At 53.7% G+C, this 24,156-nt stretch carries 26 protein-coding genes; 17 read left to right on the forward strand and 9 right to left on the reverse strand.

All coding sequences use genetic code 11. From position 1 onward, the window contains the following. Positions 1-31 precede the first annotated feature (31 nt). Complete coding sequence (locus M2120_RS03865; protein ID WP_348519938.1) at positions 32-1,225, forward strand: 4-hydroxybenzoate 3-monooxygenase; 1,194 nt, start codon at positions 32-34, stop codon at positions 1,223-1,225. Positions 1,226-1,288: 63 nt separating this feature from the next. On the opposite strand, the gene M2120_RS03870 is transcribed toward M2120_RS03865, so the two are convergent. Then, positions 1,289-2,746, reverse strand: a complete 1,458-nt coding sequence (locus M2120_RS03870) for a benzaldehyde dehydrogenase (RefSeq protein ID WP_280797400.1) — start codon at positions 2,744-2,746, stop codon at positions 1,289-1,291. Between the two features lie 74 nt (positions 2,747-2,820). Next, positions 2,821-3,405, reverse strand: a complete 585-nt coding sequence (locus M2120_RS03875) for a PadR family transcriptional regulator (RefSeq protein ID WP_280797401.1) — start codon at positions 3,403-3,405, stop codon at positions 2,821-2,823. Positions 3,406-3,504: 99 nt separating this feature from the next. Here M2120_RS03875 and M2120_RS03880 point away from each other — a divergent pair, with 99 nt between their 5' ends. Together M2120_RS03880 and M2120_RS03885 are read left to right on the forward strand one after the other, a co-directional pair. Next, positions 3,505-4,617: an aromatic ring-hydroxylating dioxygenase subunit alpha gene (locus M2120_RS03880; RefSeq protein ID WP_432418546.1), complete on the forward strand. Its 1,113-nt coding sequence runs from the start codon at positions 3,505-3,507 to the stop codon at positions 4,615-4,617. Between the two features lie 2 nt (positions 4,618-4,619). Then, entirely contained in the window at positions 4,620-5,624 is a 1,005-nt protein-coding gene (locus M2120_RS03885; RefSeq protein ID WP_280797403.1) for a PDR/VanB family oxidoreductase, read from the forward strand. A 7-nt stretch (positions 5,625-5,631) separates the two neighbouring features. Here the strand turns inward: M2120_RS03885 and M2120_RS03890 are convergent, their stop codons facing one another. Continuing rightward, a complete protein-coding gene (locus tag M2120_RS03890) occupies positions 5,632-6,195 on the reverse strand; it encodes a MarR family winged helix-turn-helix transcriptional regulator (protein WP_280797404.1) in 564 nt (187 codons plus the stop codon). Positions 6,196-6,295: 100 nt separating this feature from the next. Then, complete coding sequence (locus M2120_RS03895) at positions 6,296-7,780, reverse strand: aldehyde dehydrogenase family protein (RefSeq protein WP_280797405.1); 1,485 nt, start codon at positions 7,778-7,780, stop codon at positions 6,296-6,298. A 283-nt stretch (positions 7,781-8,063) separates the two neighbouring features. Between M2120_RS03895 and M2120_RS03900 the strand changes: the two genes are divergently transcribed. From M2120_RS03900 to M2120_RS03960, 13 genes are all read left to right on the forward strand, one after another. Beyond that, positions 8,064-8,942 carry a transketolase gene (locus M2120_RS03900; RefSeq protein ID WP_280797406.1) on the forward strand — a complete coding sequence of 293 codons (879 nt, stop codon included), beginning with the start codon at positions 8,064-8,066 and terminating at the stop codon, positions 8,940-8,942. After that, positions 8,942-9,904, forward strand: coding sequence for a transketolase family protein (locus tag M2120_RS03905; RefSeq protein ID WP_280797407.1), 963 nt, complete (start codon positions 8,942-8,944; stop codon positions 9,902-9,904). The genes M2120_RS03900 and M2120_RS03905 overlap by 1 nt, the downstream gene beginning before the upstream one ends. Before the next feature lie 38 nt (positions 9,905-9,942). Next, positions 9,943-11,010, forward strand: coding sequence for a zinc-dependent alcohol dehydrogenase (locus M2120_RS03910; protein ID WP_280797408.1), 1,068 nt, complete (start codon positions 9,943-9,945; stop codon positions 11,008-11,010). Then, positions 11,010-12,527, forward strand: coding sequence for a sugar ABC transporter ATP-binding protein (locus M2120_RS03915; RefSeq protein WP_280797409.1), 1,518 nt, complete (start codon positions 11,010-11,012; stop codon positions 12,525-12,527). Before M2120_RS03910 ends, M2120_RS03915 begins: the two co-directional genes overlap by 1 nt. Before the next feature lies 1 nt (position 12,528). Beyond that, on the forward strand, positions 12,529-13,497 hold the full coding sequence (locus M2120_RS03920; protein ID WP_280797410.1) for an ABC transporter permease: 969 nt from the start codon (positions 12,529-12,531) through the stop codon (positions 13,495-13,497). Positions 13,498-13,587: 90 nt separating this feature from the next. Further along, complete coding sequence (locus tag M2120_RS03925; RefSeq protein WP_280797411.1) at positions 13,588-14,562, forward strand: sugar ABC transporter substrate-binding protein; 975 nt, start codon at positions 13,588-13,590, stop codon at positions 14,560-14,562. A gap of 86 nt (positions 14,563-14,648) precedes the next feature. Continuing rightward, positions 14,649-15,431, forward strand: a complete 783-nt coding sequence (locus tag M2120_RS03930) for an SDR family NAD(P)-dependent oxidoreductase (RefSeq protein WP_280797412.1) — start codon at positions 14,649-14,651, stop codon at positions 15,429-15,431. 19 nt (positions 15,432-15,450) lie between these two features. After that, positions 15,451-16,323, forward strand: coding sequence for a sugar phosphate isomerase/epimerase family protein (locus tag M2120_RS03935; RefSeq protein WP_280797413.1), 873 nt, complete (start codon positions 15,451-15,453; stop codon positions 16,321-16,323). 59 nt (positions 16,324-16,382) lie between these two features. After that, positions 16,383-17,411 (forward strand): 6-phosphofructokinase, encoded by a 1,029-nt coding sequence (locus tag M2120_RS03940; protein WP_280797414.1) that lies wholly within the window; start codon positions 16,383-16,385, stop codon positions 17,409-17,411. Between the two features lie 24 nt (positions 17,412-17,435). Then, complete coding sequence (locus M2120_RS03945) at positions 17,436-17,711, forward strand: muconolactone Delta-isomerase (protein WP_280797415.1); 276 nt, start codon at positions 17,436-17,438, stop codon at positions 17,709-17,711. Further along, on the forward strand, positions 17,711-18,064 hold the full coding sequence (locus tag M2120_RS03950) for a protocatechuate 3,4-dioxygenase (RefSeq protein ID WP_280797416.1): 354 nt from the start codon (positions 17,711-17,713) through the stop codon (positions 18,062-18,064). The genes M2120_RS03945 and M2120_RS03950 overlap by 1 nt, the downstream gene beginning before the upstream one ends. Then, positions 18,057-18,911 carry a class III extradiol dioxygenase subunit beta gene (locus M2120_RS03955; RefSeq protein WP_280797417.1) on the forward strand — a complete coding sequence of 285 codons (855 nt, stop codon included), beginning with the start codon at positions 18,057-18,059 and terminating at the stop codon, positions 18,909-18,911. The genes M2120_RS03950 and M2120_RS03955 overlap by 8 nt, the downstream gene beginning before the upstream one ends. After that, complete coding sequence (locus tag M2120_RS03960; RefSeq protein WP_280797418.1) at positions 18,908-19,618, forward strand: alpha/beta hydrolase; 711 nt, start codon at positions 18,908-18,910, stop codon at positions 19,616-19,618. The genes M2120_RS03955 and M2120_RS03960 overlap by 4 nt, the downstream gene beginning before the upstream one ends. Positions 19,619-19,686: 68 nt before the next feature. Here M2120_RS03960 and M2120_RS03965 read toward each other — a convergent pair whose 3' ends face one another. The 3 genes from M2120_RS03965 to M2120_RS03975 all read right to left on the reverse strand — a co-directional run bounded on the left by M2120_RS03965 (position 19,687) and on the right by M2120_RS03975 (position 22,180). Beyond that, complete coding sequence (locus tag M2120_RS03965; RefSeq protein WP_280797419.1) at positions 19,687-20,568, reverse strand: amidohydrolase family protein; 882 nt, start codon at positions 20,566-20,568, stop codon at positions 19,687-19,689. 7 nt (positions 20,569-20,575) lie between these two features. Beyond that, positions 20,576-21,556, reverse strand: coding sequence for a DMT family transporter (locus tag M2120_RS03970; protein ID WP_280797420.1), 981 nt, complete (start codon positions 21,554-21,556; stop codon positions 20,576-20,578). A gap of 81 nt (positions 21,557-21,637) precedes the next feature. Then, positions 21,638-22,180, reverse strand: a complete 543-nt coding sequence (locus M2120_RS03975; protein WP_280797421.1) for a hypothetical protein — start codon at positions 22,178-22,180, stop codon at positions 21,638-21,640. Between the two features lie 90 nt (positions 22,181-22,270). On the opposite strand from M2120_RS03975, the gene M2120_RS03980 reads away from it, so the two are divergent. Further along, positions 22,271-22,510 (forward strand): hypothetical protein, encoded by a 240-nt coding sequence (locus tag M2120_RS03980; protein ID WP_280797422.1) that lies wholly within the window; start codon positions 22,271-22,273, stop codon positions 22,508-22,510. Here the strand turns inward: M2120_RS03980 and M2120_RS03985 are convergent, their stop codons facing one another. Next, a complete protein-coding gene (locus M2120_RS03985; protein WP_280797423.1) occupies positions 22,511-23,326 on the reverse strand; it encodes an HpcH/HpaI aldolase/citrate lyase family protein in 816 nt (271 codons plus the stop codon). 26 nt (positions 23,327-23,352) lie between these two features. Further along, positions 23,353-24,135, reverse strand: a complete 783-nt coding sequence (locus M2120_RS03990; RefSeq protein ID WP_280797424.1) for an alpha/beta fold hydrolase — start codon at positions 24,133-24,135, stop codon at positions 23,353-23,355. Between the last annotated feature and the right edge of the window lie 21 nt (positions 24,136-24,156).

A 24,156-nucleotide genomic window follows, 5' to 3' on the forward strand; every position in this document is an offset into this window, starting at 1 on the left:
CTAGACGTTCACCCCAACACGAAAAGGTTCAATGATGACCATCTCTATTCGCACCCAGGTAGGAATTCTGGGCGCAGGCCCTGCAGGCCTGCAATTGGCTCACCTCCTTCAGCGCGCAGGCATTGACTCCGTTGTTATTGACGGCCGCAGCCGCGAAGACATTGAAGGCACCGTCAAGGCAGGCATCCTGGAAGCACCCGCCGTTGAGGTTCTCGTGGACACCGATGTTGTCTCTCGTGACTACGTCGAGACCATGCGTCACGACGGTATCGAGTTCCACTTCGACGGTCACGCTCACCGCTTCGACTTCCCTGCCCTCACCGGCAAGGGTGTCTACCTCTACCCCCAGCACGAAGTGCTCAAAGACCAAATCAAGGCCCGGGTTGCAGCTGGCGTGACTCCCCAGTTTGAGCACCTCGCCGACAAAGTAGTAGACGGCCCCAATGGCCCCATGATCGTGGGCAAGACCGCCACCGGCGAATCATTCGAGATTTCAGCTGACTTCGTCATCGGCGCAGATGGTTCGATGAGCATCGCTCGCGAATACGTCACCGGCGATCGCTTCAGCGGCATGGCACGTGAATATCCCTTCGGTTGGTATGGCATCCTCGTCGAAGCACCACCAAGCTCGGAAGAACTCATCTACTCTCGCTCCGAAGAAGGCTTCGTACTCATCTCTACTCGTGATGAGAACATCCAGCGTATGTACTTCCAGTGCGACCCCAACATGGATGTCAATGCTGTCACCGATGAGCAGATTTGGGACAAGCTCCAAGCTGGCGTGGCAACACATGAACTCAAGCGTGGAAACATCTTCCGCAAGGACGTTCTCAAGTTCCGCAGCTACGTCCACGACAGCCTGCGCAAGAACAAGGTCTTCCTCATGGGTGACGCAGCACACACCGTTCCGCCCACCGGCGCTAAGGGTCTCAACCTCGCATTTAGCGATGTCTTGTGGCTGAACCGCGCACTGCGCGAGTACTACCGCTCCGGTTCTGAGAAGTACTTGGACACCTACCAGGAAGACGCACTCAAGCGCATCTGGAAGGCAACCAACTACTCCTACATGATGACCACCATGCTTCACATCGCACCGGATGCAACCGAGTTCGACAAGAAGCGTCAGGTTGCTGACCTTTACTCACACACCGAGTCTCTAGCTGGCCAGACCTACATTGCCGAAGGATATGTCGGTTGGGACTATAGCGCAGACGACTGGCGCTAACCAGCACTTAACCAAGAAGAGCCTCCGACCCAGCAGTCGGAGGCTCATCTTTTTGTTAACTCTTTAGAACGGGTAGGGAGCAATCTCACTGCGGACAGTGAGCCATTGCATTTCGGTGAAGGCCTCAATGTTTGCTTCAGCACCACCAAAGCGTGAACCGTTACCCGAGTTACCTACACCACCGAAGGGGATGTTGGGTTCATCGGCAACGGTCTGCTCGTTGATGTGGACCAAACCAGTGGGAACAGAGTCTGCAATCTCCATTGCGATACCCACATCTCCCAAGATGCTCAAAGACAGACCGTATTCCGTGTCGGAAACCAGGTCTATGGCTTCTTTGGTGGTGGAGTACTTGAATACGCTGGCAACGGGGCCAAAGATTTCCTCACTGTAAGCGGGCATATTTTTTGTCACGCCGGTGAGTACGGTGGGCTTGTAGAACAAGTCCTGGTGAGTTCCACCAGCGACCAACGTTGCACCAGCATTGACCGTGGCCTTCACGAGGGAGTCCATACGTTCAAGCTGCTTGTGGTCGATAACGGGCCCAAGAGCAACCTGCTCGGTGTGAGGGTTACCCACGGGAAGGTGCTGTGCCTTGCCCGCAAGAATCTCTACGAATTCGTCATACAGAGACTCATGCACAACGATGCGGCCGGTGGACATGCAGATTTGACCCTGGTGCAGGAACGAACCAAAGGCAGCTGCGCTTGCTGCCTTGGCTACGTCAGCACCGGGAAGAACGATGATTGAGTTTTTTCCACCAAGTTCGAGGTGAACACGCTTGAGGTTGGCTGAAGCAAGTTCGCCCACCTTGCGGCCCGCAGCGGTGGATCCAGTGAAGGAGACCACACGGACATCTGGAGCTTCAACGACAGCAACGCCAACATCTGCAGCACCAGGAATGACCTGGAGCAGACCCTTGGGAAGTCCGGCTTCTTCGAAGACACGAGCGATCACATGACCACCGGTGATGGGTGTGCGGGGGTCAGGCTTGAGCACGACGGCATTGCCGAGCGCAAGCGCAGGTGCTACTGAACGAATGGAGAGGATCAGTGGGAAATTAAAGGGCGAGATCACACTGACAACACCGGCAGGGCGACGGCGAGAGATACTCCAGTGGTCGTTGTTCGACGGGTGAACTGATCCCATGGTGTGTGAGGGCAATGCGGATGCTTCGTAACAAATACCTTGAGCCATGTGGGTCTCAAGACCAGCCTTTGGGGGGATTGCTCCTGTTTCGCGCATGATCCACTGACCGATCTCTGCCTCATGCTCGTGCCAAAGGTCTCCCGCTTTACGCAAAATGGCAGCACGCTCTTCAGGTTTTGTTGCAGCCCATGCAACCTGGGCTTTGGCAGCATCCTTGGCAGCACGGTGAGCGTCCTGCACTGAGCCGAGTCCCACAGAAGTCAGTACTTGTCCCGTGGCTGGCTCAAAGACGTCCAGGTTGCCACCGCTGGCTGCAACCCAGTCACCATTGAAGATTTTTCCAGCCCACGTGGTGGGGTCTAAAAAGTTCATTACTACTCCTCGTTGATTAGTAAATAAGGTCGAATAACTAAGTGTTCAGTTACGGGTTTTCAGCAGGTCTTAGCTCACGATGTTTCGAATGAGGCCAAGAGTTCAAGACCACGGTCAGCCCAGAGAATTTCCTGTTCTGCGCGTGAGATAAGCCCTTCATAGGTGTAACGCTTAAATGCAACAACCTTCTGATGGTCTTCTGGCGAGGAAATCTCCAGACGCTTGACCAACAAGGGGTTGGTCAAGGTGTTGATTTCAATAAGTCGGGAAGTCCAGTCCTGGAGCAGCGCTGCGAAATGCGCTTTGTGCTCATTCAGAATGACGCGAGCATTCTCTGGCTCAGCCCATTCCAGATAGGCAGCCTTGAGGTGGGCAGGGTCACGCTCAAGAAAATAGGTGATGGGCTCGTTCATCCACGACCTGAATGCATCTCTTCCAGAGCTAGAGATGGCATATTGGCGCTTACGCCCACGTGGACCCCAGGGAATATCACTACCTTCAAGGAGGCCTTCGGCCTCCATCTTGCGAAGTTCAGGGTAAATCTGCGAGTCAGGCGCATTCCACACGTGGGCAACAGATTGCTGGAAAAGCTTGGAGAGATCATACCCCGTCATGGGCTCGACAGTAAGGACAGCAAGGAGTGCGTATCGAAGACTCATCTCAACTCCCTAAGTCGAATTGTTGTAACTAACTATAGACATATGTATTGTGTCTTTAACACTATCTATAGTGATAGTTAGTTTCAACGAGGAGACATGATGGTTGCTCAGAACTTAGGCAGCACAACAACGACCAAGATTACGAACTACCCACTCAACGCGTGGTACGTGGCTGCATGGGATTACGAGGTCACTCGGAAACCTATGTCACGCACAATCGCTGACCGCCCACTTGCCCTCTATCGCACCGAGGACGGAAAGCCTGTTGCATTGGCAGATGCCTGCTGGCACCGCCTCGCTCCTCTTTCTATGGGAAAGGTTGTCGGCAAAGACGGAATCCAGTGCCCTTACCACGGCATCGTATTCAACGCAGCAGGTCGCTGCATATCTATGCCCGCTCAGGAAACCGTTAACCCCAGCGCCACTGTTCCCTCGTTCCCTGCAGTTCAGCGTCACCGTTACGTCTGGGTCTGGCTCGGTGACCCCACCCTCGCTGACCCGGACACTATTCCCAATATGTTCCAGATGGATCACCCCGAGTGGACCGGCGATGGTCGCACAATCCACGCCGACTGCAACTACCAACTCATCGTGGACAACCTCATGGACCTCACCCACGAAGAATTTGTTCACGGCTCCAGCATCGGCCAAGCAGAACTGAGCGAGTCAGACTTCACCACTACTCACGATGACACCTCCGTCACGGTGACCCGCTGGATGAAGGGCATCTACCCTCCTCCTTTCTGGAAGAAAAACCTGCACGATGTCTTCCCCGGCTATGAGGGCAAAGTCGACCGTTGGCAGATCATTCGCTTTGAGGCCCCCGGAACCATCTGCATCGACGTCGGCGTAGCTAAGGCAGACACCGGAGCACCCGAAGGTGACCGCAGCCAAGGCGTCAATGCGTTCGTGATGAACACCATCTCCCCAGAATCTTCCAAGACCAGCCACTACTTCTGGTCCATCCAGCGCAACTACCGACTGGAAAGCCAAACCATTACAACTCAAATGCGTGAAGGTGTGCACGGCGTATTCGGCGAAGACGAAGTCATGCTTCGTGCCCAGCAGAGGGCCATCGACGCGAACCCTGACTACGAGTTCTACAACATCAACATTGATGCAGGTGGAATGTGGGTACGTCGCCTCCTTGAACGCCAACTCCTCAAAGAAGGACGCCTTGGAACGAAGCAAGAAGAGGGTTGGACAGAGTAACAATGGCTGCCACAAATATCGAAATTTGGCAGCAAGGCGAAATCATTGAGATTTCGCAAGCTGCCAATGACATCAAAAAAATCGTCATTCGTCAGTCGAATCCCGCAAAAGCTGACCCTGGATCTCACATTGACCTGATGGTGAACGTTGACGGCGAAATGGTTCGTCGTTCCTACTCTGTGGCCTCCCAGAGCGAAGACCTTCGCGATCTCACTCTGGGAGTGTTTTTGGTTCCCAACTCTCGCGGTGGCTCTATTGCAGTCCACGAGCTCGCGGTGGGGGATCAACTCGACATCACCCAGCCCCTTCAGAACTTCCCGCTGCGCGTAGGTGCCGAGCGTTATGTTCTTATCGCTGGTGGTATCGGCGTTACCGCCATCATGGCAATGGCGGCTGTCCTCAAACGCATTGGGGCAAACTACACACTGATGTATGCAGCGCGCAGCAAAGAAGCCATGGCCTTCCGGGAGGAACTCCAAGCTATCCATGGGGACAACCTTCAGATCTTTTTAGATGAGGACAAGAACTTCATCCAGATTCCAGAGCTGATCGCCTCGTTGGATGACAACACAGAGCTATATATCTGTGGCCCGATTCGACTGATGGATGCTGTGCGCCGTATTTGGTTGGAAAGCGAACTAGAAAACACGAACCTTCGCTTTGAAACCTTCGGTGCTAGCGGTTGGTATGACCCCGAAGAATTCATTGTTCGAATTCCCGCGAAAAATGTTGAAGTCCTAGTGGGCAAGCAGCACTCAATGTTAGAAGCCCTTGAAGCAGCTGGTGTTGACATGCTCTCAGATTGCCGGAAGGGCGAGTGTGGCTTGTGTGAGGTTCGCGTGCTCAGCCTCAACGGCCGAGTTGATCACCGCGATGTCTTCTACAGCGAACGCCAAAAGGAACAGAACGAGAAGATTTCCTGTTGCGTCTCACGAATCGTGACCTCAGAGTCAGGCCTAGCTGCTGATGCTTCTGGACCCGCAGTTGTGGAAATTGTCACAACCTAATCACCGGTTAGTCCTCGAGCGGTGAAATGACGACCGAGGTGGGTGAAAGGTCGGGAATCTCTAACATCATCTTGGTCAAGAGCTTGCGCAGCTGTGTCTGCTCGCGTGAGCTCAATCTGCTCAAAATGATGTCCTCGCCTGAAAGGGAAATAGGCATCATTTTGTCGTGCATCTCTGCTCCCTCAGGAGTGAGATAAAGGTGACGTGAACCACGAGGTCCGTCACTGACGGCGATGAGCTTGCGATCGATTAACGTATTGACCGCCTTGGATACTACGGCCTTATTCATGGCCAAAAACTCTGAAACGTCAGTTGCAGTGCTTCCTGGCGTATTGGCCAATGCTGAAATAACTCGCCAGTCATTGGTTCCGAGGTTGAACTCTTGCCGCAGCAACATTGACTCACGCCACACGAGTGCATTTGAAAGCAACGCAAGTAGGCGAGGAGTAAAGGCGTCACTATCGATCAGCTTTGCGAGCGGCTCAGTAATTATTTGTTGCTTGCCGATATGAGGAACGCTGGAACCCGAGGCGACAGTAATTGCCTTAACGGTTCTTTTTGTAGCAGTCATTTCCCCAACCAGATTGTTCTGTGCTGAAAGTAGTTAATCAACATCGACCAACGAACCCAAAGTTTAACAGTGGATTCGTTGGCCAATGTTGAAAGAAACGCTAGTGAGCCTGAGCCGCTAGCGCCTCTGCATCGATGGTTGCGATAGAGCGGGTGTCCTGGAAAGCACGGATACCTTCGATGCCTTGTTCGCGGCCAAAGCCGGAGTTCTTCATGCCGCCGAAGGGTGCGCGAAGGTCAAGACGGGTTGCGCCGTGGTCATTAATCCAGACGTAACCGCACTGCAACTGAGAACCAACACGTTTCGCAGCAACGGGGTCAGCAGTCCATACCGAACCTGCTAGACCAGCCCAAGTGTCATTTGCAGCAGCGATTGCTTCTGATTCAGCGCTGAAAGGAATCAGCGGAATAACTGGTCCGAACTGTTCCTCAACGACGACTCCCAAGGAAGGGTCTGGGTTGATAACAAGTGCAGGGCGGACGAAGTTACCTGCAGCAAGTTCACCAGTTGGGAGTTCACCAAACTCGCGAACATCTGCACCAGCATCTTTAGCTTCACGGATGAGCTTCTCCACAAAAGCCTTCTGGCTTGGTGCGTGGAGTGGCCCCATGGTGGTTTCGGGGTCAAGACCGTAGCCGAGCTTCACCTTCTCGAGACGAGCAGTCAGACCAGCAACGACCTCGTCCATTCGAGATTCATGAACGTAAATACGCTTGGCGTTCATGCAGATCTGTCCAGTTGTGTCGAAAATGGCACCATATAGGCGGTCGAGGTGAGTGTCATCGATGATGGCATCTTCGAGGAAGATAGCTGCATCGTTTCCACCGAGCTCCAAGGTCACGCGAGTAAGCGCCTTGGACGCCATGGACATAATGCGCTTTCCACCGCCAACGCTTCCTGTGAAGCAAACTTTGGCAATGTCTTCACTCTCAATGAGTGCAGCCATGTCCTCGTCCTTACCGGTGACAACATTGAGAACACCAGCTGGCAACTTGGCAGCAATTCGTTCAATGACCCGAGTGGTTGCCAAAGGCGCTGTCAGGGGTGGCTTAACGATGACCGTGTTTCCTGCGAGTAATGCGTGTGGCAGTGCAGCACCGAGGATAGCGATGGGCCAGTTGAATGGCACGATGATGGTAACCACACCGAGGGGCTGGTGCTGCACCTCTGTGGAGACGGGGATTCCAGGGGCTACCGGAAGAGTCTTTCCGGTGTCGACTTGGTCTGCAATCATAAGCGCCAGATTCCAGCGGATTTCGAAGACGAGAGAGTCGATCCAACCCTCGAAACGGACCTTGCCGTTCTCGCGGGAGAGAACTGCTGCATCGTCATCACGTGCTTCGGCGATACCTTGAATAGCTTCAGACATCAGGTCTGCACGTTCAATTGCCGACATGGATGACCATGAGGGGAATGCGTTCTTTGCTACAGATATTGCGTAGTCAACATTTTGCTTAGTAGCCGCAGCCGCGTAGCCAACAACTTCGCCGCGCTTGGCGGGGTCTGCAATTTCTAGGTGTTCTACGGTGTCGCGCGATGCGCCACCGATAAACAACCCCGTACGGATGATGTCTTTATCGCCCATTATCAAAGCACCTCTCTGTGTTCTGAATCTTGTGTGCCAACTGTCTTAGTTTGCATCTGTTGAGTCAGCCTAAAGTACAAATGGTTTACTTGTAAACAAGATTTCATAACTTTATGTTTACAAGTAAACAACGAAATGATAACGTTCTAGAAAATCTTGTTTATGTGTAAACAGGAATCGTGTTACTGTCATCACATCAACCCAGTTCGCTGGTGTTGATAAACCGAAACTTTGATCTCGAAGGAGAGATCGCCAACCAGGGTCATCAACGAGGAGGCACCTGATGAGTACATCAATTTCACTCAGCAGTGAACCGAAGCACACGGTCGCTGAGCTCGAAGACTTGGCATATGAACTACGCGAAAAGCTTCTATACCTCTGCGGAACCTACGAAGGGGCGGTCCACATCGGTGGCGACTTGTCCTTAGCTGACATGCTCACCGCGCTGTACCACTACGGCCTCAACGTAGACCCTGATGACATTTCAAACCCCCACCGCGACCGCTTCATCTTGAGCAAGGGTCACGCAGCTGTGTGCATGTATATCAGCATGGCCATGCGCGGTTTCTTCGACTTTGACGACATCGTTGCCACCTACGGTCAACTTGGAAGTGCCTACGGAATGCATCCCTGCAAAGTCCAGCTTCGCGGTGTTGAAGCATCTACAGGATCGCTAGGTCACGGCCTTCCTATTGCTGTTGGCATGGCAAAGAGTGCCCGCCAGAAGGGAGAGAAGCACCGCGTCTTCTGTGTCCTCGGCGATGGCGAAACTGGAGAGGGATCCGTCTGGGAAGCAGCCATGGCAGCACGCAGCAGCCAGCTCGGTAATCTCATTGCTTTTGTTGACCGCAACCACCAGCTGATGACCAGCTTCAGCGAAGACCGGGTCGTGCTGGAGCCTTACCTTGGCAAGTGGGCATCCTTCGGCTGGAACGTTGTTTCCGTTGATGGCCACAACATGCAAGACCTCGTCAACATCATTGACAACCTGCCTAGTTCTGACAGCACCCGCCCCACTGTCGTCATCTGCGAAACCATCAAGGGTAAAGGCGTTGACTTCATGGAGCGCAATATTGCTTGGCACGCTGGCTCGCTTGGTGCTGCTGATTTAGAACGAGCGATGGCCGCTCTCGAGTCCACACGTAAGGTGGTGTCGGCATAATGCCCGTTACATTTACATTCGGCGAATGGCTTTCAGCCCGTTCCGTTATTGGGTCCACTCTTGCTGAGCTTGGCGGGGAATACGACAATCTCTGGACAATAACCCCAGAAATCGGAGCTACCCTCGGTGAATTCCGAGCACTCTATCCAGACCGCTTTCTCGATGTCGGTATCGCGGAGCAAGTCAGCATTGGTGTTGCTGCAGGCCTGGCATACGAGGGAAACATTCCCGTTGTTTCGGGAATGCTCCCCTTCCTCAGTATGCGTGCGTTGGAGCAAATTCGCTCTGACGTCTGTTACCCCAATCTTCCAGTAAAGATCATTGGTACTCATGGAGGTTTGGTAGGTAACGGTGGATCCACACACTATGCAGTTGAAGACCTTGCTCTGATGTGCGCTCTCACCAACATGACTGTGACATCCATCGCTGACCCGCTCATGGCAGGAGATATTCTCCGCCAGTCTATGAAGATGTCTGGACCTATTTACATCCGTTTGGGCGTAGGTAAGTCAGACATGGTTCTCTACGAACCAGGCCAACACGACATTCAAATTGGCAAGGGTATCGTCGCACGAGATGGATACGACGCAACCATATTCACGCACGGAACCACCGTTGCACAGGCATTGGAAGCCGCCGAAACTCTCGGCGCGTTAGGCCACTCAATCCGAGTGATCGATATGTTCACCCTCAAGCCCATCGATGCAGACCTCATTGAACGCTGCGCCAAGGAGACAGGTGGACGTTTCGTGGTACTGGAGGACCACCTTGCCTACGGAGGTCTTGCCTCGCGCATAGCTGATGTATTGGTTGACCGAAACATTAACCTCACCGCATTTGAACGACTGGGTATCCCCCAGGTTTACGCGGGATTCGGCGGAGATGAGGAACTGCGTGACAAGTACGGCTACGGACTGACTTCAACTATCAGCGCAATCATGCGAGTGTTAGCTACGAAATAGTTCGTATCCAAACAATTACACATTCAACGGAGAATTTGATGAAAACAGTAGCGGTCACCAAGATTGGTAGCCTGCGTGATGCCAATGAGGACACTCGTGGCGTCATCGGGGTTGTCGATTTCCCGGAACAACCACTCGGCCCCGAAGATGTGTGCGTTCGGGTTGCATACGCTGCTATTTGTGGATCAGATCCACACCTAGCAGAAGGTTTCTTCGGCACAGATGTTCCTATTGGCCTGGGACACGAAATCTCCGGTGTGATCGAAGCCCTCGGCGAACGCGCAACACGCACAGGACTGAAAGTCGGCGATCGCGTTGCAGGTAACTTCCTGCGTTTTTGTGGAACGTGTGGGCCGTGCCGTGACGGCCAGCAACAATTCTGTGAATTTATTCAGGACTACAACCGTCCCGGCATGGCTGAGACAGTTACATGGCACGAATCACAGGTATACAAGCTTCCGGAAAATATCAGTCTTCTTAAGGGTTGCCTGCTTGAGCCCACCTCTGTTGCAGTACGCATTGCCGACAAGACCAACATACGTGTCGGCGACCGTGTTGCAATCTGTGGTGGTGGCCCTATCGGTCAACTCGCTCTTCAGATGATGAAGATGAATGGCGCCACTTCTTTGACTCTCATTGAACCAATTGCAGAACGGCGCGAAATGGCGCTGCGTCACGGTGCAGACTTTGTGATTGACCCGATCTCTGAGAACCAGGGTGAGCGCACCAAAGAGATTACCGATGGTCGCGGATATGACATTGTCATTGACGCATCAGGTTCTCCCCGCGCAGTTAAGGGTCTTTTAGATATTGCCGCCAAGGGCGGAACGGTTATTTATGGGGCAATGTATCCCCACGACTTCGAGATGCCCCTGAATCTCTCGGACTACCTCTACTTAAAGGAGCTGACCCTTACCGGGGTCTTTATCTCTCCCTACACATTCCCTCGCGCATTGCAGATTCTTCCTCACTTGAATCTAGATGAGCTCACCCAGTCAGTGATTGACCTAGACAACGCCGCAGAAGCGTTCGAGGTTCACATCAGCGGCAAATACCCAAAGGTTGTAATCCGTTGTAACAACCTGGAAGACAAAGGAAGTAAGTAATGAGTGCAACAAATGCTTCCACTGAAGTACCTATGGCACTTGAAGCCAGAGACATTTTCAAACACTTCGACGGGGTCCACGCCCTGAGCGGTGTCAAACTGTCAGTTAAGACTGGTGAAATTCACGCTTTGCTAGGTGAAAACGGTGCTGGAAAGTCCACACTGGTCAAAGTAATCACCGGTATTTACACTCCTGACTCTGGAGAGATTCTCCGAAATGGAGAATCTGTGGAGTTTGCCAATGTTCGTGTGGCTAATCGTGCGGGCATCGTTGCCCTGTACCAAGAACTCTCGATCATTCCTTCTATCAGCGTTGCAGAAAACATCATGCTCGGCGAGCAAACCCCAAGCAAGGGTGGCATCGTGCAGTGGGCTGAACTCCGTAAGCGCGCACAGGAACAACTTGACCGCCTAAATCAGAAGATCCCCCTCAACAGGCTTGCTGGTGAACTCTCCCCTGTCCAACAGACCATGGTTGCTTTTGCTCGTGCCCTAGCAACGGATGCTCGTGTTCTCATCCTCGATGAACCCACAGCTTCGCTGACTGACACTGAAATCAAGGACCTTTTCGCTGTTTTGCGAAAACTTCGCGACCAAGGTGTAGCAATCATTTACGTTTCGCACCGCCTCGAAGAGGTTTTTGAGCTGTGTGATCGCCTTACCATCATGCGTAACGGCGAGACCATCATTACTAAAGATGTCCAAGAATCCAACATTGAAGAAGTTATTTCCAACATGGTGGGTCGGGCAGCGGGACAGCTCTATCCAGAGCGTGGAACCGCAACAACAGAAGTTGCGCTCACGGTTGAAGGACTCAATGGGCGGCGTGTTAAAAACGTCAGTTTCACTGCCCACAAGGGTGAAGTCCTCGGCATTGGAGGCCTCGCTGGCTCCGGTCGAAGCGAACTTCTTCGTATTCTTGCCGGCGCACAGAAACACTCAACTGGCACAGTCACAGTTGGCGAAGAAGCACTGCCAAGTTCTCCTAGCGTGGGGAAAGCGCTTGATGCTGGAATTGCGCTGGTTCCTGAAGAACGTCGCAGTCAGGGTGTAATTCTTAGCGCAAGCATTCAAGACAACATTGCACTGGCAAACATCCCTTCTGTGAGTTCATTGGGAATTGTCTCCGGAGTCAAGATTTCGACCATTACCAAGCGTGGAATGCTCGATCTGCAAATCAAGGCTCGCGGACCTCACCAAAACGTTGGTGAGCTCTCCGGCGGAAACCAGCAAAAAGTTGTTCTTGCCAAAATGCTTGCACGCAAACCCAAGGTGCTCCTCATGGATGAGCCCACCCGAGGCATCGACGTTGGGACAAAGGCGGAGATTTACCGCCTCATTCGCGAACTAGCTGCCGGCGGAACCACCGTCATTGCAGTTAGCTCTGAACTTCCCGAGCTCATCGGTATGAGCGACCGCATCATCATCATGCACGAAGGACAAATTTCTGGGGAAGTCGAGGCAGCGGTTGCTGACGACGAACTTCTCCTCACTTACTGCTACGGAAAGGCAAACTGAGATGACAACCACTAACGCACCTGCACGTGCAGGGCAAGCAATCGGAAGAATGCTGCTCCAGGGCGGAACTGTTGTTGCGCTTTTGCTGCTGATTATCTTCTTCTTCGCGATGCGTCCAGACATTTTCTTGACGTTCGTGAACGTGAAGAACATCCTCTATCAGGTATCAATCCTGGCCATTATTGCTGGCGCACAGACTGTCGTCATGGTCGTTGGTGACTTTGACCTTTCTGTAGGCGCCACATCCAGCCTTGCTGGGGCGGTAGCAGGTGCTCAAATGATCGGCGGAGCACCAATCTGGCAGGCAATATCTGTGGCTCTTCTTGTCGGCCTGATCGTCGGTCTTGTCAACGGTGTGCTCATTGCCTACCTCAACCTGACGGCTTTCGTGGCGACTCTGGCAACCATGACTTCAGTTGTCGGTTTTGCATTCCTTGTCACTGAGGGAACGACGTTGTTCAACTTCCCCGCTGAATTCAACGAACTCGGGCAGGGAAAGTTCCTCAATATTCCCATTCCTGTCTACTTCGCACTCGTAATTTCGGTCATCATTTGGGCAGTACTTAAGTTCACAACTATTGGTCGAAGCTGGCACGCTATCGGCGGAAACGTAGAAGTGTCTCGCCTTTCTGGTGTGAACGTTCGTCGTGCACGCCTTCTTGCTTTCACTGTCGCTGGCCTGGTGTCAGCAATTGGTGGAATCCTGCTCGCCGCCCGTCTCGGTAGCGCAAGCGCCGTTCAGGGCAGCGACAACATGATGTTCTCTGTCGCCGCGGTATTCCTCGGTATGACAGTGATCAAGTCCGGCATGGCCAACCTCGGCGGAACCATGATCGGCGTCGGCATCATCGGCGTGATGAGCAACGGCCTGAACATCCTGGGTGTAAATGCATACATCCAGCAGGTTGTCACCGGCATCATCATCATCCTGGCAGTGACTCTGTCAGGCCTTAAGACTCGTGAGAGATAGCTCCAGTTACCTCTCGCTAGAAGCTGGGCGAAAGTCATTTCGTTCGGAGTTCCAAGTAAAAAATCGCAATCACAACAAAGGAGTAATGAAATGCGAAACAAGTTCAAGTTGTTGGTGGCTGCTGCAGCTGTTGTTGCACTGTCACTGACCGGCTGTGCCGCTTCCGGCGGTGGAGAGGCTGACAAGCCTTTCAAGGTCATTGCATTCACATCTGGTAACCAGACACCTGTTGGTGCATGGTGGGTCAAGGCAGTAACTGCTAAGGCTAAGGAACTGGGTTGGGATCTCACCATGATTCAGGGTGACTTCGACTTCCAGAAAATGAACCCTGCAGTTGAAAGCGCAATCGGTCAGGGTGCAGATGTCATCCTCGATGGATACACCGACTACGCATCGATTGGTTCTATTGTTTCTGCTGCTAAGGATGCTGGCATCCCTATCTTCGCAATGGACAGCGGCACCGAACCAACTGACGCTTTCGTTTCAAACGTCACCACTGACCAGCAGGGCATCGTAGACAGCACCGTTGAGGCACTGTCGACCGAACTCGGTGGCCTCAAGGGCAAAAACGTCATGATCATTGGTCACGACCCACACCCTGGTATCCGCATGCGTGCCGGCCTTGCTGAGGAAGCATTCAAGGCAGCTGGCGCAAACATCGCTGGTGGAGAAATCCAGAAGGTTCAGTCTCCTGCTACCGGTCGCACCGAGGCACTTGCTCTCGTAGCTGACTACCTCGCAGCAAACCCTAACGGTCTTGACGCTGTGTGGGTTGGCTGGGATGACGCAGCACTGGGTGCTTCGAAGGCACTTGCTGAGGCTGGTTCTTCCGCCAAGGTAACTGGTGTTGACGCAACCAGTGAGGCAATTGCTGAGATCACTGCAGGTGGAAACTTCCTCGCAACGATCGAGCAGCCTTGGCCTGCAATTCTGGACACCGTCATTGGCTACATCGTGACCTACCAGAAGGATGGCACGCTGCCTTCAACCAACTTCGAGACCGTGGGTACCACCCTGGTCAACAAGGTGAACGCAGCAAAGATCACCCCTTCGGACAAGCTGTAAAGCTCATCCATTAGCAGTGGGGGCGGGACAGTCCCCCGCCCCCACTGCACCACTCCCTTCCCACCAATTCTTAGAAAGTTCAACTCATGCGTTTAGAAGGCAAAGTCGCCATTATTACTGGTGGAGCTAGCGGCATCGGTCTCGCGACCGTCAAAAAGTTTGTGCGCGAAGGCGCAAAGGTTCTCATTGCCGACATCAACCTTGCTCAGGCAGAGGCAGCCGTTGCAGAAATCGACGCCCTAGGTTTCCCGGGGGCAACCGCAGCTGGCCAGGTCAATGTCTCCATCTACCAAGAGGTCGAAGCAATGGTTGCACTCACCGTTAAAACTTTCGGCAAACTCGACATCATTTTCAACAATGCGGGGATCGCCGGCGGTAAACCTCTCCTCGATCATGATCCCGAGGTTGACTACATGCCCATGATTCGCGTTGACCAGGACGGTGTTTACTACGGCATCCTGGCGGCAGGTCGTCAGTTCCGTGACCAAGGCACTGGTGGTGTCATCATCAGCACCTCCTCCATCTATGGTGAGCAGGCTGCTGAGTTGGCCTTCTCCTACAGCGCCGCCAAGGCAGCTGTTATCTCGTTCACACGCTCGGCCGCATACGAACTGGCTGAATACGGCGTTCGTGCTGTCGCGATTACACCTGGTCGCGTGGGAACCCCCATTATCAACCAGTTCAGTGATGAGCTGAAGACCCTGTTTGCCTCTGAGCAATTACGCAACAAGCTCACCCTGCCCGAAGAAATCGCAGATACTGTCGCCTTCTTGGCATCAGACGAAGCCAATGCCATCAACGGAACCGTGGTTCACGTTGATGATGGCTACTCGGCATTCAAGCAGCGCTTCGACCTTCCCTCTTTCTAGTAGTGATTAGGAGAGCCTCATGACGATCGTTAACCCCGTGGCATGTCTGATCAATGTCCTCATTGGTGATGCATCTCCTGAGGCTCTCCCTAGCTCTTTAGACTCCCTCAAGAATCTGGGCTACACCCACGTGGTGTTGGGTCCCATGGATCCTGCAACACCCGATGCTCCCGTCATCAAGCAACTCTTCGCTGAACGTGGGCTCTCCCCTATCACCATCTTCGGCGGCCAATCTCCTGAAACCTCAGTGGGATCCGAAGATGCCGATGTTCGTGCTGCTGGCCTGGCTAGCATGAAAGCGACCGTGGACCTCACGGTCGCACTCGGTGGAACCCAGATGAATGGGGTTCCTTACGGAGTATTTGGAAAGCCATATGCACCAGCACCTGCCGGGTATTTTGCCCGCGCAGCTCGAGAAGTAGGTAAGGCCGCGGAGTACGCCCACGAACGGGGCGTAACGATGACGTTCGAGGTTCTCAACCGCTATGAAACGTCTCTCATCAATACAGCTGTACAAGCAATGGACTTTGCCGAGCTCAGCGAATCAGAGCACCTCAAGATTCACCTCGATACGTTCCACATGGCCGTTGAAGAAGCCGACATGTTTGCAGCAATTACCCACGCACTGCCTCGTCTGGGATACCTCGAGTTGGGCCAGTCAGGTCGTGGAAAACTGGGCACAGGCGTCGTAGATCCCGTTGCTGTTGTGTCACACGCACTCAAAGCCGGATACACCGGACCTCTCGGAGTAGAAGCCTTCACACGCACGATTCTCCCCGGTTTTGTCAGCGATGCTCTCGCTATTTGGCGTGAACCCTACACTTATGGACTTTCACTTGCGTCAGAGGCTGTTGAGCTGATTCAGCAAGGCGTGCACGCCAGCAAGAACTAAAGAAATTGCCACACCTTCCCTCCACACATCACTGAAGAGACTGCAGATACGAGAAGACAATGAAGATCGGAATTCTTACCTCCGGAGGCGACTGCCCCGGTCTGAATGCCGTGATTCGTGGCATCGTACTCAAAGGCTCAGAAGCCTATGGTTTTGATTTTGTCGGCTTCAAACACGGCTGGCGAGGTGTCGTCGAGGGAAGCTTCATTCCCCTCGCCGAGGAACAAGTCCGTTTCCTCGGTAACCAAGGCGGAACAATCCTTGGCTCATCTCGCACTAACCCTTATGAAGGCCCCTTTGGTGGTCCCGACAACATCAAGCGCATGATGCTCAAGCACGGGATTGACGCCATCATTGCTATTGGCGGTGAAGGTACGCTCACTGCAGCACGCCGACTTTCAGAAGAAGGCATCAATATTGTGGGTGTCCCCAAGACCATTGACAATGACATCCAAGAAACTGATTATTCGTTTGGCTTCACCACGGCGGTGGAGATTGCAACAGAAGCTCTCGATAGGATTCGCACCACTGCTGAATCACACGACCGCTGCATCATCGTTGAGGTAATGGGACGTCATGCAGGCTGGATTGCTCTGCATGCAGGAATGGCCGCAGGCGCTAATGCCATTCTGATCCCGGAACATCCTGTGAGCCTGGGCCAGATTGCCGAATGGGCGATAGAGGTCCGAGATCGCGGCAGCGCTCCCGTTTTTGTGGTCTCGGAGGGCTTCACACTTGACGAGATGGATGAAGCTCACTCTCACAAGGGGCTTGATCCCTTCAATCGTCCACTTCTGGGCGGAATCGCAGATATTCTCGCTCCCCAGATAGAAGCACTCACCGGCATTGAGACACGCTCTGTTTCACTCGGTCACGTTCAACGAGGTGGTGTCCCCAGCGCATATGACAGGGTCTTGGCCACTCGATTAGGTATCGCTGCTGTCGACGCTGCACACGACGAACAATGGGGTTACACGGTAGTTCTCAAAGGCACAGAAATTGAAAGCGTCAGCCTTTCTTCAGCAACACAGAAACAAAAGTACGTTCCCGAATACCGCTATCACGAGGCATCAGCCCTCTTTGGCTAATGGCGAGTGAAATGGAGATGAACCATGGAATTCTTAGTCAGATTTGAGATCAATCAACCCGAATCGATGACACAGGACGAGCGTGAACGGTTGCGCACGATTGAACGTGCTCGAGCGATGGAATTGCGGGAACAAGGAATTCTGAAGCGACTGTGGCGCATCCCTGGCCGCCGCGCAGTGGTAGGCCTGTGGGACACAGTAGATGCAACGGCACTTCATGAGGCCCTCGCCTCATTGCCCATGTTCCCGTGGATGGATGTCCACGTGGAAGCCCTCGCCACACATCCCCAGGAGATGTGATGTCGAGCAAACCTGACATCGAAGGAACATACGTTTTCGGCATAGAAGATAACCGTCGCGGTTATGCCCTCAATAAGTTGTGCTCCACATTCACTTCGGCCGAAAACCGTCAGCTATTTCTTGGTGATGAAGCTTCTTATTGCGACAAATTTGATCTCTCCCCCGAACAGCGTTCGGCCATCCTCGAGCGTGATTGGGTGAAAATGCTCGATCTTGGCGGATCCATTTTCTACATTTTCAAACTTGCACAGTTGGATAAGAAATCTGTTCAGTATTTGGGAGGCATCTTCACCGGGATGAGTACCGAAGAGTTTATTGCTGAACTCAAAGCAGGAGGGCGGCACTTTGGCTGAAATTATCTGGGGCTTGGCAACAAGCCACGTCCCATCCATTGGTGCCGCCATGGACAATGCAAAGACTCACGACGAATACTGGAGTCCCCTATTTGAGGGATACCAACCAGCTCGTGACTGGATGGCACAACACACTCCTGACGTAGTTTTGGTTATTTATAACGACCACGCCAATGCCATAGATCTTGATTTGATGCCTACATTTGCAATAGGCACTGCGTCCCATTTCCCTGTTGCGGACGAGGGCTGGGGACCAAGGCCCGTTCCACCCGTTCTTGGGCACCCTGAACTTGCTACACACATCGTTGAAAGCCTGGTTGATGATGAGTTCGACATCACTGTGGCAAACCAACTTCAGGTAGATCATGGTCTCACCGTTCCGCTATCGGTGTACACGCCTGAACCTGGAGACTCCTGGCCTTGCCCCGTCATCCCGGTGCTGGTCAATGTTCTGCAATACCCCCAACCCACTGCCAAGCGCTGCTATGCCCTCGGTCAAGCAATTGGCCGAGCCATCGCTTCCTACCCAGAGAACATCAAGGTCGCCATTTTTGGAACTGGTGGCATGTCCCATCAACTCTCTGGGGAACGTGCCGGGTTGATCAATGAATCCTTTGATCACATGTTCCTCGACAAAATTCAAACCGATCCCGAGGAACTCACTCGCATCACTCGGGAAGAATACATTCGCGAAGCCGGTTCTGAAGGCATTGAATTGATTATGTGGCTTGTCATGCGCGGAGCTATGAATCCCGTCATCACGCGTATCGCTGAGACCTACCACGTGCCGGCATCCAACACTGCAGCAGCACTTGCCCTGTTTGAGAACTCGGAGAACCCATCATGACCACTTTTGTCCTCGTTCACGGCGCATGGCACGGTGGCTGGTGCTGGGGCCGCGTAGCGCCCCGATTGCGTGACGCCGGCCACGCTGTCTTCACACCATCACTCACTGGGCTGAGTGACCGAGCACACCTTATTTCCCCTTCGGTGAACCTCAGCACCCACGTTGAGGACATCGTTCGCATGCTCGACGCTGAAGACCTCACAGATGTCATTCTCGTCGGCCACAGCTATGCCGGCATGGTCATCAGCGGTGTAGCTGAACAACGCCCAGAACGCCTTCGTCTGCGCATTCACCTCGACGGTTTCTTGCCCGAAAATGGCGAAGCAGCCATTGACATCCTTCCCGAGGTTCCCGCTTCTCACTATCGGGAAGCTGTTAAGGGCCCCGGCTTCGGTTGGATGATTCCACCACGTTCTCTTAAGAAACTCGGGGTAACAGATCAGGCAGACATCGACTGGCTCACTCCTCGCCTCACACCACAACCCTTTGGCACATACTGGGAGCACATCGTGCTTACCGAGGCATCAGAGTCTGTGCCAGGGGTCTATATCGAGTGCGTGGACTGGATGCGTGTATTCACTCGCTTTGCAGAACGCGCTGCCGCCAAAGGATGGCCAACCTATGAACTCGCCACATGCCATGAAGCCATGGTGACGGCACCCACAGAGCTCACCGCGATGCTCCATGAGATTGACGCTCAACACTAAAACAGTGTGTTCTAAACTTCGAGGCCCCCAGACCAGCAGGATGGGGGCCTCGAACTTGTGAGAGAAATCTAACTCAGTCCTAATAAACGCAGTGCGTTCTCTCTCATAATCAACGGACGAACCTCGTCCTTGAAGGGTGCATTCTCGAAGTCACTCATCCAGCGATCTGGGGTGAGCAGCGGGTAGTCAGAACCAAACAAAACCTTGTTTCGCAGGAGTGAGTTTGCCTGGCGAACCAGTGCTTCAGGGAAGTACTTAGGTGACCATCCCGAGAGATCTATCCAGGTGTTGGCTTTGTGGGTGGCAACCGCGATTGCTTCATCCTGCCAGGGCACAGAGGGGTGGGCCATGATGATCTGCAGTTCAGGAAAGCGTGCAGCAACCTCATCTAAGTGAATGGGGTTAGACAGCCCGATCTTCATACCGCTGCCACCGGGAGTTCCTGCGCCAATACCGGTTTGGCCAGTGTGGAACAGGGCAGGGACTCCTGCTTCTTGCAGCACCTCATAGATGGGGAACACTGCCTCGTCATGGGGAGCAAAGTTCTGCACGGTGGGGTGGAACTTAAAGCCCTTCACTCCGGCATCGCCAATGAGCTTCTTGGCACTCTCGGCTGCCTTCTTGGGCTGGAGGGGATCAACTGAACCAAAGGGAATGAGCACGTCGTTGTTCTTGGCAGCACCTGCTGCAATTTCACAGCTGTCAATCGGGTTGTGACCCAGAGCAGTTTCTGCATCCACGGTGAACACCACGGCAGCCATCTTGCGCTCCCGGTAGTAGTCAGCAATCTCATCCAGAGTCGGACGAGCTGGCTCAGAGCGGAAGTAGGAAGTAGCGGCATCGATGAGCTTCTGAGGCAGCGAGGCGTGCCCGTGTGAGTCCACTTCAATGTGGACGTGCATATCGATGGCAACCAGGTTCTCTACATCGAGACCGTATTCATAGCTCATAACTTCATTATCCCTGAGGTGGTTCGGTAGCGACGTGCGCATGCATCCTGCGCTTGGGCCAAGCGGCCCAGGCAGCGGCAACAAATGCCAAGCAAGCACCCAGCAAGATCATGAGTCCGGTGGTCTGCGCACTGGGGAAGAAAAAGTCCAGAATCAGAGCCATCAACAGCTGCCCGGCGATAGAGCCCAGCCCCATCAGAAGAACACCAATCTCCCGCACCACAACAGCCGTGATCCCAATAAAGATGACGCCGATGGCACCGCCTAAATAGAAATAAGGCTGGCTAGGCAAAGAAGAGGGTAGCCCCACAGAGAACGAGTTGAACATGGCGACAATCAACAGCACGCCGGTTCCCACCATGAAGTTGAGGAAGGTGGACGTCAGTGGCGTGCCCGCAATCACGGTCATGCGACCGTTTGCGGCATCTTGCCACGCCACCATGACGCCACACACCAGTGGTAACAGCAGAGGAAGCAAAGCTGAGGCTGCCATCGAATGCCCAACCAGAGACAGTGCCACCGCAGCAATACCCAACGCAGCACCGCCCACGCGGTTCACGGACAATGGCTTCTTGCCGGCAGGTCCAATACCCCACAGATCCAAGAACAAACCGCCCATGGACAAACCCGCAACAAATGCCACGGTGTAAAGGGCAACGCCCGTGATTCCCACCACCAGGGTTTGCGAGAGCACATATGCAGCACCAGCGCTCCCAGCGAGGGTGAACCACTTAGAAATTCCCCCCGAGCGCAGCGCAGCGATGAGCTTGCGCCACCCTTCCTTGCCCTTCTTGTTGAAGGAGAAAATCAGCAACAGGATCAAGAAACCTGAGCCGAAGGAAATCACACCCGAGAGGAAAGCATCCTGGATCTCAACAGCTAGTGCACCGTTGATGCGTGCTTGGCTTGTGCGCAGAACACCGGCAACAACGGCGAGCAATATTGCCACCCACGCAGCCATCACTGGCTTGTGGGTGTGGTGAGTCATATCTCTAGGGTAGGCGGTAACCAGAGCAGTTAACGAAAGAACCCCTGGCCATCGGCCAGGGGTCTTCGTCTTTGAGGAGAACTAGTTAGTTGTTGCTGTTGCCGAAGGCAGGTCGGTTGGAGAGGGCATCATGTGGCCACCCTGCATACCCTTGACGTCACCTTCGAGGCCGCGCATCATGTCGTCCATGTCACCTGGCATCTGCATGCCACCGACGCCAGGCTGGCCGGGCATGATCTGAACTGTGCCACCGCCGAAGCGAACGTCATCGTGACCGCGGTCAAAGCCACCAAAAACAGCACCTGCGAATGCGAGCCACAGACCAAAGAGGAAGATACCAATCACGGCAAAGGCACCGCTGACACCAACAGCAACCTTGGCAAGAACGTTGTTCTTGCCTGCCTTAGAGGACCACACCCACGCGATGATACCCAGCGCTAATGCGGGAATGGGCAGGAAGAAAGCAAGGACCAGCGCGACAATACCGAGAGTCTGACCGGGGTAGGTGGTGTGTTCACCAGCTGCAGCTGCCGAGGACTTGGGTGCGGCAGTCTTAGCTGCAGCTGCCTGTGGAGCTTTTGACTCTTCTGCTGGATCAAAGTTTGTGGGGGTGGACTTAGCCATTGAATTCTCCAATAAGGGGATGTTGTGCTTTCACGCTACCCAGGCTTCTTATGAACCAGCTGAGAGAAATATAAGAGCTAGCCTAGAAAGATGGCGCACCCGAAGAAACCCGTTTCCGTTCACATCCGAGCTTTCGCAACGTGGATTGTGATTTTTCCCTTGGTTGCACTTGGACTGACGTTCTTAGGTCCTGCACTCGGCCCACTTCACCCCGTGCTGAAGGCCTTTATTCTGACCATCATCATCGTGCCGCTGGCTGTGTACCTGTTGGTGCCCAACCTGCTGGCCTTCTATGAGAAAGTCACTGAGAAAAAGTCTTCAGGAAAGTAATTAGGAAGGGTTGATGCCGAAGGCAACTGCCAACTTCTCGATCTTTTCTGCACGACCCAAACGGGGCAGGTCGGAACCATCGCGGACGACACGTCCGCGTGCTTCGAAGTCCGCCAGGAAGCTCCTAGCCCAGGCAACATCGGACTGAGTGGGGCTAATGGCTTCGTTAATGACCGGGATCTGGTCGTGATGAAGACACAGCTTTCCGGTCATGCCCAAAGCAACGGCGTGCTCGGACTTTTCACGCAAGATTCCATAGCTGGTTCCCACCGTTGGACCATCAATAGGACCAGGGATATTGCCAATACGGCTGGCAACAACCAGGCGTGAGCGAGGATAGGCCATGGCGATGTCTTCAACGCTGGTTCCGGTGTCGCGGCGGTAGTCGCCACTGCCGAAGGCCAGGCGAAATGCGCCGCGAGCGCAAGCAATCTCTCGTGCTTCTTCAATACCGAGCGCTGATTCAACCAGTGCCAGCACACGGGTCTTTCCGCCGAGGCGGTCAAAGGTTTCGGTGACGTGAGAGCCATCTTCAGTCTTGGCGAGCATGACGCCCAAGAGTCCTGGAACATCGCGGAGCTGGTCAATGTCGTCTGACCAGAAGTCGGAGGAACGGTCGTTGATGCGAACCCAGGCCTGCTTAGTTTCTAGCCACTTGGCAACCTCGTCGCGGGCAACACTTTTCTGCGTGGGGTCAACGGCATCTTCAATGTCGAGGACAATCTGGTCTGCTTTGGAAGCAAAAGCGGAGTCAAAGTCTTCTGTCTTTGCACCGTTGACAAGCAGCCAGGAACGAGAAATTTCTGCAGAAACCATTCCTCAACCTTATTGGAACGAGTGAGTTACTTCCCCACGAAGGCGGTGATGGCTTTAGCCACCTCAAGAGGAGCTTCCACCACTGCTTGGTGGGATGCGCCAGAGATGATGACCTGCTGTGCCCCTGGAACACCGTCCTTGATGATGGCGCCTGCTGCTGGTGGAGATCCTGGGTCGATTTCTCCTGAGATCACCAGCACAGGCACGGTGATGTCTTTCAAGAAGGGTCGTGCGTCATAGGTGCCCAATGCTTCACAAGTCTTGATATAGGAAGAGTCATCAGTGGTGGCAACCATATCCAGCAGTGCCTTCACTGCACCTGGGTCTTTGGTGATGAAGTCATCAGAGAACCAGCGTGAAGGCAGTGAGGGAACTAGTGATGCTGTGCCATTGGCTTGCACCTGAGCAATGCGCTCGGTCCAGCCTTCAGGGCCCCCCATATATGGGGCAGAACACACCACAACCGAGTGGGTCACACGGTCCGGGTATTTGTGAGCAATTTCAAGAGCAATGGCACCGGCGACCGAGACTCCGGCATAGGCAAAGCGTGAGACACCGAGTTCATCCAGTGCCTTGACGACCGCATCTGCTACTTCTTCGAGAGTGTAAGACTCGGTGGGTATGGGAGATTTTCCATGACCTGGCATATCGAAGCGCACGATGGAATAGTGCGCGGCGAGCGCAGGCATTGCTCGCTCCCACAGGTGGATATCGGTGCCCAGGGCATTACCGAGTACGAGTACGTTCTGTGCTCCTGCAAGCTGGGCTGCGGGAACTTCTGAGGTGACGTAGATCTGAGGGATGGTCATATTTTCACCTTAGCCAGTGTT

It is taken from the genome of Aurantimicrobium minutum, from assembly GCF_029893825.1.
Classification (GTDB): domain Bacteria; phylum Actinomycetota; class Actinomycetes; order Actinomycetales; family Microbacteriaceae; genus Aurantimicrobium; species Aurantimicrobium minutum_C.